Origin of the sequence: Paenibacillus paludis (assembly GCF_042610515.1) — a bacterium.
In the GTDB taxonomy this organism is placed as follows: Bacteria; Bacillota; Bacilli; order Paenibacillales; family Paenibacillaceae; genus Paenibacillus_AQ.
The window spans coordinates 343,839-356,457 of sequence record NZ_JBGJZP010000001.1 but is presented as its reverse complement, the minus strand read 5'-3'; the positions used below and the strand labels follow the sequence as shown (position 1 = coordinate 356,457).

Annotated in this window: 16 protein-coding genes; 9 read left to right on the top strand and 7 right to left on the bottom strand. The window is 47.8% G+C overall.

Annotated features, from left to right (window positions below; translation table 11 throughout):
* Window positions 1–11: 11 nt before the first annotated feature.
* The 3 genes from ACAN56_RS01445 to ACAN56_RS01435 all read right to left on the bottom strand — a co-directional run bounded on the left by ACAN56_RS01445 (window position 12) and on the right by ACAN56_RS01435 (window position 2,597).
* On the bottom strand, window positions 12–1,274 hold the full coding sequence (locus tag ACAN56_RS01445; protein ID WP_231578280.1) for an MFS transporter: 1,263 nt from the start codon (window positions 1,272–1,274) through the stop codon (window positions 12–14).
* 55 nt (window positions 1,275–1,329) lie between these two features.
* Window positions 1,330–2,265, bottom strand: coding sequence for a LacI family DNA-binding transcriptional regulator (locus ACAN56_RS01440; protein WP_379139954.1), 936 nt, complete (start codon window positions 2,263–2,265; stop codon window positions 1,330–1,332).
* Between the two features lie 161 nt (window positions 2,266–2,426).
* Entirely contained in the window at window positions 2,427–2,597 is a 171-nt protein-coding gene (locus ACAN56_RS01435; protein ID WP_179091754.1) for a hypothetical protein, read from the bottom strand.
* A gap of 167 nt (window positions 2,598–2,764) precedes the next feature.
* On the opposite strand from ACAN56_RS01435, the gene ACAN56_RS01430 reads away from it, so the two are divergent.
* Window positions 2,765–3,292, top strand: coding sequence for a GrpB family protein (locus tag ACAN56_RS01430; RefSeq protein WP_379139952.1), 528 nt, complete (start codon window positions 2,765–2,767; stop codon window positions 3,290–3,292).
* Between the two features lie 87 nt (window positions 3,293–3,379).
* Here ACAN56_RS01430 and ACAN56_RS01425 read toward each other — a convergent pair whose 3' ends face one another.
* Both ACAN56_RS01425 and ACAN56_RS01420 read right to left on the bottom strand, forming a co-directional pair.
* The gene (locus ACAN56_RS01425) at window positions 3,380–4,510 is read right to left on the bottom strand and encodes a C45 family autoproteolytic acyltransferase/hydrolase (RefSeq protein WP_379139950.1); all 1,131 of its coding nucleotides are present in this window, start codon (window positions 4,508–4,510) and stop codon (window positions 3,380–3,382) included.
* 314 nt (window positions 4,511–4,824) lie between these two features.
* Window positions 4,825–5,016 (bottom strand): hypothetical protein, encoded by a 192-nt coding sequence (locus ACAN56_RS01420; RefSeq protein ID WP_341093553.1) that lies wholly within the window; start codon window positions 5,014–5,016, stop codon window positions 4,825–4,827.
* A 235-nt stretch (window positions 5,017–5,251) separates the two neighbouring features.
* On the opposite strand from ACAN56_RS01420, the gene ACAN56_RS01415 reads away from it, so the two are divergent.
* Window positions 5,252–5,650: a hypothetical protein gene (locus tag ACAN56_RS01415; protein ID WP_341093551.1), complete on the top strand. Its 399-nt coding sequence runs from the start codon at window positions 5,252–5,254 to the stop codon at window positions 5,648–5,650.
* A 189-nt stretch (window positions 5,651–5,839) separates the two neighbouring features.
* Window positions 5,840–6,163 (top strand): YolD-like family protein, encoded by a 324-nt coding sequence (locus ACAN56_RS01410; protein ID WP_076111115.1) that lies wholly within the window; start codon window positions 5,840–5,842, stop codon window positions 6,161–6,163.
* 78 nt (window positions 6,164–6,241) lie between these two features.
* Here ACAN56_RS01410 and ACAN56_RS01405 read toward each other — a convergent pair whose 3' ends face one another.
* Entirely contained in the window at window positions 6,242–6,463 is a 222-nt protein-coding gene (locus ACAN56_RS01405) for a hypothetical protein (RefSeq protein ID WP_038592591.1), read from the bottom strand.
* A gap of 368 nt (window positions 6,464–6,831) precedes the next feature.
* Here ACAN56_RS01405 and ACAN56_RS01400 point away from each other — a divergent pair, with 368 nt between their 5' ends.
* The gene (locus ACAN56_RS01400) at window positions 6,832–7,092 is read left to right on the top strand and encodes a hypothetical protein (protein ID WP_038592588.1); all 261 of its coding nucleotides are present in this window, start codon (window positions 6,832–6,834) and stop codon (window positions 7,090–7,092) included.
* 115 nt (window positions 7,093–7,207) lie between these two features.
* On the opposite strand, the gene ACAN56_RS01395 is transcribed toward ACAN56_RS01400, so the two are convergent.
* Window positions 7,208–8,068 (bottom strand): AraC family transcriptional regulator, encoded by an 861-nt coding sequence (locus ACAN56_RS01395; RefSeq protein ID WP_081965845.1) that lies wholly within the window; start codon window positions 8,066–8,068, stop codon window positions 7,208–7,210.
* Between the two features lie 273 nt (window positions 8,069–8,341).
* On the opposite strand from ACAN56_RS01395, the gene ACAN56_RS01390 reads away from it, so the two are divergent.
* From ACAN56_RS01390 to ACAN56_RS01370, 5 genes are all read left to right on the top strand, one after another.
* Complete coding sequence (locus tag ACAN56_RS01390) at window positions 8,342–9,640, top strand: alpha-glucosidase/alpha-galactosidase (protein ID WP_379139945.1); 1,299 nt, start codon at window positions 8,342–8,344, stop codon at window positions 9,638–9,640.
* Between the two features lie 173 nt (window positions 9,641–9,813).
* Complete coding sequence (locus ACAN56_RS01385; protein WP_379139943.1) at window positions 9,814–10,500, top strand: M99 family carboxypeptidase catalytic domain-containing protein; 687 nt, start codon at window positions 9,814–9,816, stop codon at window positions 10,498–10,500.
* A 159-nt stretch (window positions 10,501–10,659) separates the two neighbouring features.
* On the top strand, window positions 10,660–11,040 hold the full coding sequence (locus tag ACAN56_RS01380) for a GntR family transcriptional regulator (protein ID WP_038592576.1): 381 nt from the start codon (window positions 10,660–10,662) through the stop codon (window positions 11,038–11,040).
* On the top strand, window positions 11,037–11,906 hold the full coding sequence (locus ACAN56_RS01375) for an ABC transporter ATP-binding protein (RefSeq protein ID WP_038592573.1): 870 nt from the start codon (window positions 11,037–11,039) through the stop codon (window positions 11,904–11,906). Before ACAN56_RS01380 ends, ACAN56_RS01375 begins: the two co-directional genes overlap by 4 nt.
* Window positions 11,899–12,537 carry an ABC-2 transporter permease gene (locus ACAN56_RS01370; RefSeq protein WP_379139940.1) on the top strand — a complete coding sequence of 213 codons (639 nt, stop codon included), beginning with the start codon at window positions 11,899–11,901 and terminating at the stop codon, window positions 12,535–12,537. The genes ACAN56_RS01375 and ACAN56_RS01370 overlap by 8 nt, the downstream gene beginning before the upstream one ends.
* Window positions 12,538–12,619: the final 82 nt, after the last annotated feature.

Genomic DNA, 12,619 nt, shown 5'->3' with positions numbered 1-12,619 from the left:
CACTCCAGTTCTTATTTATATTCACGAATTACTTTAAGTCCGACTGCAGCTCCGGTGCCAAACAGAAAAAGGATAAGACCGGCAGCCAGCATGGTTTCGGAGGCTCCAAAATGGTCGGCTGCCGCAGAAAAGACAGCAAGTCCCAAAGGGGGAGCCACACTCATTAAGGACCCCAGTACACCGAACATCCGCCCTTGCAAGTCTTCAGGTACCTCGAGTCTCAGGATGATATTAATCAGTAAAGTGCTGAACGAGAAGGTGAAGCCGATTAGCAGAATGAGCGGGATGGCCAGCATCATTGAGGTAGTAACCGACAGCAGGGCGTACAGCGGACCCAGCAGCAGGAGACTGGCAGCGACCAGCAGACCGCGGTGCCTGATCCTGTTCCCGGCAGTCAATATCAAGCCCGATCCAAGCATGTACCCAAGCGGGATGCAGCTCTCCATCAGACCGAACTGAAACGGACTTGCCTTCCATACCTGCACGGCCATGACTTGTGTCAGCATGAGGCAGGAGAGGAAAAATAGTGTGAGTACGGGAAGCAGTAAGGTAACAGCTCTAGCAAATGGATTACTCCAAATATAACGGAAACCGCTGAAAATATCTTGCTTGAACGTTTTTTTTGGTCCACGTGCGGCTATAACACCAGTGAATGAGCCTGAGGCTAGCACCAGCACGAAGGCCAATAGAAAGGTCATCCCATCTACAAAGATTGCCCAAGCACCACCGAAGGCAGCGACAAAGATTCCGCCGAGAGCGTAACCAACAGTACGGGAGATGTTCTCTGACAAGGTCATCCAGCCTGCTGCCTGCTGGATATGCTCTTTGCCGACGACAGTCAGCAGGGAAGCCTGAAAGGCAGGAGACTGAAATTGTCCGGCAGAGGTTACAATTCCGGTAAGACAAACAATCAGGACGAAGGAGAGATTAGGGCTGGTAAGGGCGTAAGCGATTCCCAGTACGGTGATGCTCTGCACCAGATAGGCACATACAATCAGCGTTCTGCGGTTGACGCGATCGGCGAGTGTACCGGCCACGCTGCCTAGCAATGAACAGATGACAAGGTTGCTGACAGTCATGATGCTCATCATTTTAGCACTGCCAGTCTCTTGCAGCACCCATAGACTAAGAGCGAGACTGTGAAAGGCATTTCCCAGTATCGTAAGCGTACTGGCTGTGAACAACAGCAGGAAAACTTTGTTTTTGCGTAAAACCGGATAGTTCACTTGGGGCACAGGTGGGGCATTCACCATCTCAGCGCTGGGAATATTCATCAATAAAACCTCCTCATAATTACTTAACTTAAACGTTTAAGTTATTATAGAGAATTTATTGGAGAACTTCAACCAAAAATTGATTGCTGCCTGTCAGGCTGGTATCGTACTGTTCGCGGATAACGGATGTCATTAATTCATAGGCGGTCAGTGCTCTATCGTTCTGAAACTGAATGATTGTCGTGCTGTCCAGCAGGATTTCCGGTACCCCGCAGGTGCAAATCGCTGTAACAGAAGAGGCCAAGGCAGTTTTTTCAACAGCTTTTGCCAAAAATTCATTGATGACGATGACGTGCTTATCCCGGTTAAGGGCCAAAAAGCTCACGAGTTCACTTTGTGCCTCTTGCGAATTGTTCACGATATGAATATGCTCCTGCGGCAAGGCGGATTCAGCAATGACCCACTCCGATAACGCCTTGTTATAATAGCTCTCCATGACCAGACAGGAGGGAGCTGCGGAGGAGGATACAGCGGCCTGCAGCGCTTGCGGATAGTTATAATTAACCTGGTTAAATAGACGGTCATCAATGATGCTGTCGATCAGAATCAGCGGAACGCCTTCCACAAAATTGGCGGATATCCGGTAGAACATCTCATCCATAACATCTAGCACAAAGACAGCATCCAGCTTACGTTCACGGATTACGTCCATCGCAGGATTAAGGGGATTCAAACGGACAAGCAGTGTATGATAACCGGCTTCTGTTAGCATCGCTTCCAGGCTTTCCACCAGCGACATGTAATTTTGGCGTTTCCAATAGGGCAATGCGGATGTCCGGTTAATCAGAATGCCGACCAGTCCGGTCCGTTGTTTGACCAGGGAACGCGCTGCGAGATTCGGGACATAGTTCAGCTCCCGGGCAATTTGCAGTATACTCTGCCGGGTCGGGTCAGGGATCGTCTGGTTCTTCACATTGTTCAGCACATAGCTGACCGTGGCTACTGAAACGTTCGCCTGGCGGGCAATATCCTTCATTGTCGCTTTTTTCATCGGGCATTCTCCTTAACAAGGCTTAGAAGAAAAGCCTATCATTCAGCCACGGGACAAGTCAACTGAATGGAAAACTAAAAATATTTACTTGGAGACAAGAAGAGGCTGCTCCCCGTCATTCAGCGACGGGGAGCAACCTGTTTGCTGTACAATTTTACAGCTTAAGTTTCATTTTTGGTGACACCATTCAAACTGGGAACATAATCTTCAGCCTTATTGGCGTTTAACATCTGGGGTTCTTCAGTAAGATGTGCATGGTTTTGCTGGTTGTTTTTCTTATCTGCTTTATTATTTGCACGGTCGTGTTTGGGATCGGCACTATTTTTGGGCATGATTTCACCTCCATCTGCTAACAAATAGTATGAGAAACTGGTTTGCATTTTATCCCAGCCATCTGAAATCGGGGGTGCGCAGCCACTCTGTAGTGTGCACCGGATCATTTACAAAGAGCGAAGGTTTACAGTAAGCTGACAGAACACTAACAAACCCAGTAAAGAAGGTGACGGTCATCACTGTAAGCCCTGTTCCTATTGAAGTTGTTCCTTATAATCCCGTTTGGAAGGCCGAATTCAGCAGAATCAAAGAGCGGATGCTTGAGATCCTCGGAGATCTTGTCATTGCTGTCGAGCATGTGGGCAGTACTTCTATTGAAGGTTTGGCGGCCAAACCGATTATAGACCTGGATCTTGTGATGGAGAGCTATGAGGCACTGCCTGATATTGTCGAGAGGTTCCGGGAATTTGGTTATGTGCATCTTGGAAATCTTGGGATCGAGGGCAGAGAGGTATTCGAGTGCGAGAAGGATGACGGTTTGATGCATTATCATCTTTATGTATGTCCTAAGGACGGTAAAGGTTATCTGGAGCATATCGCATTCCGGGACTATCTGCGGAGTCATCCCGCTGCGGTTCGGGCGTATGAGGAAGTAAAGCTGGCCCTGGCAGAACAATACCGCAATGACAGAGAAGCCTATACGGAGGGCAAGACAGCTTTTGTGCATTCAATTCTAAACAAAGCCATACAGTGAGCGGAGAAAAAAGTATGAATAGAGCGGCAACCGGACCCTGAATAACAGGTCAGCCGGTTGCCGCTCTTTTTTTAACATGAAAGGTTCTTAAAGTATATTGCTCCAAAACTGTGCGTCGGACTGTTCGTTAGGCAAAGTGGCGGTATATTCGTTTATGCCGGGCGGATCACTGAACCCAAAGCTTCTCCAAGGGTTAATCATGGGTGAACCGAAGCATACATGCGCCTCCCGTAAGGCATTGTCACAAACGATCGACCATAACGTCCCGAAGCCTTCGCCGTAGTGATGGCAGCAGACGCCTTCTGGCAGGTGCTGACCTGCCAGTTGTTTCATTGCTTCCAGCGGATTATAGTCCGTTCCTCTGTTCCAGAGAGTCGAGTACATCGCCTCTTGCCTCGCTTGCGAGTTATGCATCAGCTGAAGGTTATGTTGCTTCATGGCTGGCAGCGTATAGTGATTGGTGGAAACGACAAGCTGGGAAAGGCTCGCTGTCCTGGCATCATAAACCTCAATTTCCTTATGTGCCCCAGCTGCTTCGATCAATGCCATTGAACCGTGCCTGTCGGTCACTAGAAAGTTCCTGTAATCGGAGATCGGCATGCTGCGCAGCAGGGTAACAGCTTCTCTGGTTGTAGTACAGCCATCGAGCAGGGCCCGAACCACTCCCGGGAACACAAAGCCCTCACCTGTCATTTCTGGCCGGATTCTGCCGGAAGTCGTGGTCACGCTGAGACCTTCGTCATTCATGCCGTCATACCGGCCGAAGAGCTGAAGTGAAAATCCGATGTGGGCGGGCTTGCCCGTCACACGGGTGGTGCTCAGCAAAAGCTGATTATAGGGAGCATCCTCCCAGCCAAAATCATACGTCCGCATATGATATGTACGGCTTTTGTCTATAGGACCGGTTCGCAAGGCTGCCTGGCTGCAATGGCCGGCTGACTGGAAATAAGAGAAGTAAAAGACGACCGCTTCTTCCCGGATGCCGGTTTCATCGGCGAAACCTTTGATTTCCTGATTGACCCCGGGACAATATTTCTCGAACATATTCATTGCCTTATCAGCGGCAGCCGGATGGAGCGGCGGACTGCCCATAAACGGCGAGGACATAAAGGACATAAAAGCAGTGTCGTGTTTATAAAATGCCCCTAGTGCGCGCCCGACTTCATAATGTGTTCCTTCCGTAACAATATGCTGGTAAATGGATGTTTTGAGGTCCATTGTAAAGCTCCTTCTACGTTTACTCTCTGCGCAGAGTAGCTCCATTATAAAACTGTTACCGCTACGGCGGCAAAGCCGTGACAATGCTGAATCGAACGCTGTGGTTCCAAGGTGAAGTTATTTCCCGGCCTTTATGTGCAAAATGCTTGGCTAAAGTTGAAATTTCTTGTATTCATGGCATTTGGATGGTAAATTATAGATATAAGTTTGGGATTCAAATTCAGCTAATAATTGCATGAAATGTGTACATTAATCAATCCGCCAGTCCGTATGTTGGCGGGTTGATTTTTTTGAAAAAAGCCAGGCTGGTTTGACTATGTTCTGCTGTGAACAAAACGTTTTATGGTCCAAAAAGGTACCGTAAGGATACCTTTATTTGTTGAAATGCTTAAGGAATCCGAAGGATGATCAATTTCACAAAGGCCGGTAAAAGTTTCACCGCTCACAAGATGAACACGCTGCTTCATACTTTGCTCCAAGGCCGACTGTATTTCTATTTTTCTCATTCATTTCACTTCCTTTTAAAACTGTGGCATTATGATCTCTACTTATCATTAAACAGGATTTGAAGAATTTAACAGACTTAATGGTTACAATATTGTATTATTATTATATACATTGGCTAGAAACCGGGTTATTCTTAAAGTAACTGTTTACAGTGAATCTAGACCCAAGCACCCTCCAGGTTAGGACGGATAGGTTGATTTTCTCAGAAAAATGGAGTCGGAGAGGTGAATGGCTGTGGATACAAGGAATGTTATCAAGGGGATTTATCATGAAATCCTTGAACGGATCGAATTGCTGCTATTGAACTCAAGTCTTGAGTATGTGGAGCACTCTTCTGAAGTAATAGAGGGGGGCATGTATGCTTGGGGACAAGCTGACGTACTGAAAGATGCGTACCGGATGGCTTTGATTGAAGAATACTTAATACTAGTTACCCAAATGCGCTTGGAGTTGGAAGAGAAAGACAGCAAAGCTCTCGCCAGTTTTGACCATAGCTGCAATATTGTATTAACGTATTTAAAGCAGGAAACGTTTGTGTACGAGAGTACGAAAGAAGATGTATTGAAGACGATTGAAAAAGAATTGGCTATTCAGTACTTCGTAATGAATCTGCCGGTGGAGAACATGAAATAATTGTCCCCATAACCTGGTCGTCGCGGTGAATCGGGCATAGCTTTTTTGGTGTAATATTCAATCAAATAACGTTTAGCTCTCAGTCCGCCAGTGTTCAACTGGCGGATTTTTCCGTTGCTTTAATTTCTTTAAGATGGTTATAATACAAACAAGTGTTCCTATTTATAGGGGCTGAGGAGGTCTGACAACATGAAGAAATTTGACAGCATATTCGACTGCAGCCGGATGATGACTCCGGAGCACAAACGCCGAATCATCCAGGATGAAGAAAAACAGTGCCTGCGAAGCAAACCCGTGCTCGATGCTCAGGAATGGGAGCTGATTGATCAAGTGCTTGCTTATTCCAAGCGTTACAACGAACAGATTACGATCACGCTGTTCGATCCAGAACAAGACCATAAGATCAGGGGCGTTGTCATGTCGGTGGACCTGCAACTGCGACAGGTCAAATTACAGATTGAGTATGAATATGATTGGATTAAGATTGACGATGTTATTCAAGCGACTACATAAACAAGGGTCCCAATCCTGGGACCCTTTCTTTAAAATTTATATGTTCATGTCATAAAAGATTTTGCATTCTGCTTGTTACTACAATGCTGTTGCATATGGTTTGAATTCGTCCGGTATAGCTGTTACCCCTATTATAGCCTCGACAGCTTTCCAGGCCGCTTCAAAACTTGTTCCGCTGTAGCTTGTTCTATCCCGCGCAGGGCCAGACAATGACATGTCAAACACTATAAATTCTCCGGACTCTTCAATGAGTCTGAAGCTTACGGCGCGGTCTTTTGATTGCATTCGAATCTCCTTCAATTGGACAACCTCCTTAATCATTTCTGTACTAGTATAAAGTCTACACAGCAGTATACCGCATCACCCCAATTGCATCAATTAACTAATACGCTGCAAGGAGCAACATTGACGGGAAGGTATTGAAACACTACAATTAGCACGAGTAGCCGTTGGAATAATTTAGGATTTCATTTCTTCCATCGGATAAATAAGAAACCCATTAGGCGGGCTAACAGGAGGTGAAGCAAACAATGAAAAGGTCGGTTAACCTGTTTAAAGTTTTGCTTGGGATGATCATTGTCTACTTGCTGGTTAGTCTTGTTGCAGGTGTAATCGGGATGAATTTCAACAATTTATAATGAGTCTGTTCTGCAGATAGGAGGAAGTCAATGAAAGGCGAACATTTAAAATATTTAGGCGGCGGTGTAATTGTTCTTGGATTGATTGCTTCGATTCCTGTAGCCATGAACATGGGCACATTATCTGCCGGTATCTATCTGTTCATCTGGTCCTGCCTGATTGGTGTGTTTTTTATCGGTTTCGGGGAGCTGCTGTATTCGGTGCAACGGATTGAGCTTAAGATCGCCGGGGAACGTCCGCACTATGATCCATTGACAGGTCAATATGTTGACAAGGCGGACAGAAAATAAAGCTGCGCTTAGACGGGCCTTTTAGATTAAAGGTACGCAAGAACATATATAGTGACTAATAGGTTTTAAAACAACCCTGCCGGTGAACTCCGTCAGGGTTGTTCAGCATTTCGCCTTAACTCTCACGGAGAACGGCGCGATACTCGCTCGGCGGCATGCCAGTGTATTTGCGGAACTGCTTGGAGAAGTAGAGGGCATCGTTGAATCCGACGGATGAGGCCACCTGATCGATGGTGAGTGTCCCCCCCAGCAGTTCCCTGGCTTTGTCCATTCGCATCTTCAGCAGATACTGCTTGGGAGACAAACCGGTCTTCTGTTTGAATGCCTTGGACAGATGCACCCGGTGATAGCCCAACGTCGCCGCCATGTGGTCGATGCTGATCTGCTGGTGGAACTGCAGCGAGATCCAACGGATCGCCTGGTCAATCTGGCGGTCAATGACCTCGGGCATTTCTTTGGGTCGGGCTGGCAGGACACTGAGGTTGGCCAGCCCGAACTGGTGGAGGAGCAGCCGGGTCCAGCCGGAGGCCTCCAGGCTTTCCAGCCGGGGATAAGGGGATTGCTGGAAGGCCAAGCGAATATGTTCGTATAGGCTGTGCAGCTCGCGGGTGTTCCCGGAATGCAGCAACGGACGTTCCTTGGTAATCCCGGCATCGGAGAGCAGTGCCGTAACAGCTTCCCCCTGTAAGGCTACCCATACGTAGTGCCAGGGGCTGTCCTTGTCAGCCTGGTAACTGAATAGGGACCCCGGATAAATAACAAACGTGTCTCCGGTCCGGCAGTGCCGCGAGACATTCCCGCTTTGAAAGAAGCCCTCACCATCCAGCACGGTATGGATCAAAAAGTAATCATGCACAGAGGGGCCGATCTTGTGTCCGGGTACGGGTCTGCCTTCACCGCTGAATAGTACGGCCATGTCCTGCTCTTCTGGTACGAGATTAAAGCTGGCAGTGAAGTACGAATGTTCGAGATTCATTGAAGGGCCTCCCATACATGAATGACTGAGTCATATTGATATTGCATTTAATCTCAGGCTACTACATCACGATTCCAAATGCAACAAAGATCCATATCTCACTTGTATTTCTCCATACTCATTTCCGGCGTTCTATTTTATAGTGAATATAGCAAAAAAACAGCGGATAATGACTGTAATTACTGCAATCATCTGCCCTATTCATCCTTGCATAAACTCCTTATTTGCTTAAAGCAGGCATTCTTACCGCAACCAACAGGAGGCGTATTGTTCATGTCCAAAATTACATTTATCGGTGCAGGAAGCACTGTTTTTGCCAAAAACGTTCTGGGTGACTGCATGGCGACAGCGGCGCTGCAGGGTTTCGAGCTTGCCTTGTTCGACATTGATCATCAGCGGCTAAAGGACTCAGAGAACATGCTTAACTCCATTAAGAATAGCAGCGGCAGCACATGCAGGATTAACGCTTACTCCGACCGCAAAGAAGCGCTGCGCGGCGCCAAGTATGTCATTAACGCGATTCAAGTCGGAGGTTACGATCCCTGCACCATAACCGATTTTGAAATTCCGAAGAAATACGGTTTGCGGCAGACGATTGCGGATACGGTGGGCATCGGCGGCATTTTCCGCAATCTGCGCACCATCCCGGTGATGCTGGATTTTGCTGCGGATGTACGCGAGGTCTGCCCGGATGCGCTGTTCCTGAACTATACCAATCCAATGGCTGTTCTGACGAATGTAATGAACACCTATGGCGGTGTGCAGACAGTAGGACTGTGTCATAGTGTGCAGCAGTGTATCCCCGGATTATTTGACCACCTTGGAATCGACCAGACGGGAGTGCAGGCGAAAATCGCCGGAATCAACCACATGGCTTGGCTGCTGGAGGTCACGAAGGACGGGAAGGATCTTTATCCGGAGATTAAGCGCCGTGCGGCAGAGAAACAGCTGGAGCCTCACACAGATATGGTACGTTATGAAATGATGCTGAAGTTCGGTTACTACATTACAGAATCGTCTGAGCATAACGCGGAGTACCATCCTTATTTTATAAAAAGGAACTACCCGGAGCTGATCGAACGCTTCCAGATTCCGCTCGACGAATATCCGCGCCGCTGTGTGGAGCAGATTGGCCGCTGGCAGCAGCTGCGCGAGGAACTCGTCGGTAACCACGAGCTTCAGCATGAACGCTCGCATGAATATGCCTCTTATATTCTGGAAGCGATCGAGACGAATGTCCCGTTCAAGATCGGCGGCAACGTGATGAATACAGGGCTGATCACCAACTTGCCACGGGAGGCCTGTGTCGAAGTTCCGTGTCTTGTGGACAGCAGCGGGGTTACACCTACCTTTGTGGGGGATCTGCCTCCGCAATGTGCCGCTCTGAACCGCACGAACATTGGTACACAGCTGCTGACCATAGAGGCGGCAATCACCGGCAAAAAAGAGCATATCTATCATGCGGCCCTGCTAGATCCGCATACGGCGGCAGAACTGTCGATGGATGATATTGTGAACATGTGTGATGAATTGATAGCTGCCCACGGCGACTGGCTGCCGCAGTATCAATAGCATATAAGTATGACTAACAGAGCCCGGGAAACCGGGCTTTTTGTCTGTCTAAACAGGGAGCCTGCTGAGGCTAATGGACGATGTTTTTCCCGGAGTGTCCAAACCGTAAGCAGCAGTACGAATATCTTATATATAGATATTCATTTACGGAACCGCTCCGGAGGTGAGATTCGGTGTTCGTCGAGAAAAGTATGCTTGCGCCAGATACGTCTTATGCAACTCCCTATTATATCGTTAGCGGCCTACGTCCCGGCCCGGTCTTTATGTTGGTGTCTGGAATACACGGGAATGAACCAGCCAGCATCCGTGCAGCGCAAAATCTGGCGGGAATGTTCACCCGCAGAGAGCTGATCCTCCTAAAAGGCAGACTTATTATAGTCCCTCTGGTGAATAAAAAGGCTTACCGTAAGAAGATCAGAGGCAAGCCGGATTTAAACCGGACCTTTCCTTACCGTGGTAAATCGAAGGCCAGCCATTCGCTGGCAGGAGCCTTATTTCAGCTGGCGCAGCACCATGGCCCTTCGTGGTATCTGGATCTGCATGAAGCGAATGGACTATCACAAAAAAATCCCAAACGGGTTGGCCAGACTTTGATTATTAGTCCAGGAAGCCGCACAGCTAGAGTGGCCAAACAAATCGTTAAACGAATGAACCGGTCCATAACTCAGTCTTCCTATCATTTCAATATCCGGCGGCGTGAGCGAAACGGAACCTCGCGGAAGGCGGTTCAGGAAATTCTCGGTACGAAGGCGGTCACCGTTGAGACCTGCTGGAGTCTGGACTTCTCTTTACGGGTACAGTACCAGTTGGACATCGTGCGCCATTTCTTAAGAACAACCGGATTTATTGGTTTAAGATGATGAGAAGAGACTGTTCACTTCAGGCTGCGCCCGCAAGCAATTGAGGGTTCAGCCTGTTTTGTGTTCTATAAAAGGATATTATTGACATACCTATATATAATGTATATATTACATATATACACTAACTACATTGTTACAAAAGGATGATGGTGCAGCAACATGAACATTTTGATTTCGAGTACCTCGGGTGAGCCGATATACGCCCAGATTGTGGGGCAGATCCGCCAACTGATTCTACAGGGTGAATTGGTATCCGGGACACCGCTGCCGTCTATCCGCCTGCTGGCCAAAGAGCTGCAGATCAGTGTCATCACGACGAAGCGGGCATACGAGGAACTGGAGAGAGAAGGGCTGATCAATTCCATCGTCGGCAAGGGTTCCTTTGTGTCCGGGGCTGATCAGGAATTTATCAAGGAGCAGCGGCTGCGGATTATGGAGCTTAAGCTGAAGGAAGTCATTGATGAGAGCAGGGCGCTTGGACTCCAATACACCGAGATTGTGGACATGCTGAAACTGCTATATGAGGAGGAGAAGGGATGAGTAACTGTATAGAGCTGAGTCACGTGCACAAGCGTTATGACCGTTTTGCGCTGCAGGACATTTCACTGGCGATGAAGGAAGGGTATATTACCGGTCTGATCGGCCCGAATGGAGCAGGCAAAACAACGCTGATTAAAATGATCATGGGCATGGTTCATCCGGATCAGGGAGAGATCAGCCTATTCGGACTTGATAACCAGGAGCATCAACCGGCCATCAAGAGCAGAATCGGTTATGTGTCGGATGAGAATATTTACTACGAGCAGCTTACCGTCAAGCAGATGAAGAAGATTATTGCTCCTTTCTACAGCCGCTGGGATGAGAATACATACTTGAAATACCAGGAGCTGTTCAAGCTTCCGCCAGGCAAGAAGATTAAGGATTTGTCCAAGGGAATGAAGATTAAATTCTCGCTGGCGATTGCCTTGTCACATGGAGCCGATTTACTCATAATGGATGAACCTACATCGGGTCTAGATCCTGTGTTCCGCAGAGAAATGCTGGATCTGCTCACTGAACATATTCAGGATGAGAAGAAGTCGATTCTGTTCTCCACGCATAACACAACAGATCTTGACCGGATTGCCGATTATATCGTCTTTATCAATGACGGGAAGATGGTCTTTAATGAGATGAAGGAAGCGCTGACGGAGAAATATCTGCTGGTCAAAGGCGGCAAGGAGCTGCTTGACCGCGATGTCCGCCGCTTGTTCCTTGGGATTCGGGAAAGTGCGCTTGGCTTCGAGGGTCTGGTCGGGAACCGGGCAGAGGGGGAGCGCTTCTTCAAGGACAATGCAATTTGCGAGACGCCAACGCTGGAGGAAATCATGTATTTTACTGTAAAAGGATGTGATGTGCATGTATAACTCGCTGTATCTAATCCGTAAAGACTTCATGTTGTTGCAAAAGTTTCTGCTACTGCTTGTTCCATACTACATCATTATGGGCTACACCAACTTTGACAACTACACCATGTTCGCCTTATTTCCGGCCATGCTGATTCTAATCAATTCATGTACAGTGGATGTGCAGCAGAACAATCAGAAATTCCTGATTAGTCTCCCTATGCCGAGGCAGCAGATTGTAATGGCCAAATATTTGGTGCTGCTTCCTTCTTGCCTGCTCAGTTTAGCTTGTACCTTGCTGCTGTATGGTGTTGCTTTCTTTGCCGGTCGGGCTACAGAGCCCATTGCCTGGAGAGAGCTTGCCCTGTGCATTGCGAGCTTCCCATTGCTAGCCGCAGTGTACCTGCCGCTGCACTACTGGCTGGGCCAAAAAGGGACTCAGGTGGTCAATTTTATTTTTATCATGTTAATTATGCTTAATTTCGCCGCTTTGACCAAGCTCATGAAATGGTTACCTGATCTGGCGAACTGGGTCAGCACGGGCAAGACCGAGAGTATTCTGATCCCGGTTATCAGTGGTTTGGCCTATATTATAATCCTATTTGGATCTTATCTGGTTTCGTTACGTATCTTCATGAGTAAGGATATATAGGATTATATAACTTGCAAAGAAACGGCTGCGCCATTCCTTTAAGGAGGGCGCAGCCGTTTCTGATTCAAGCGGGTACAGCTTT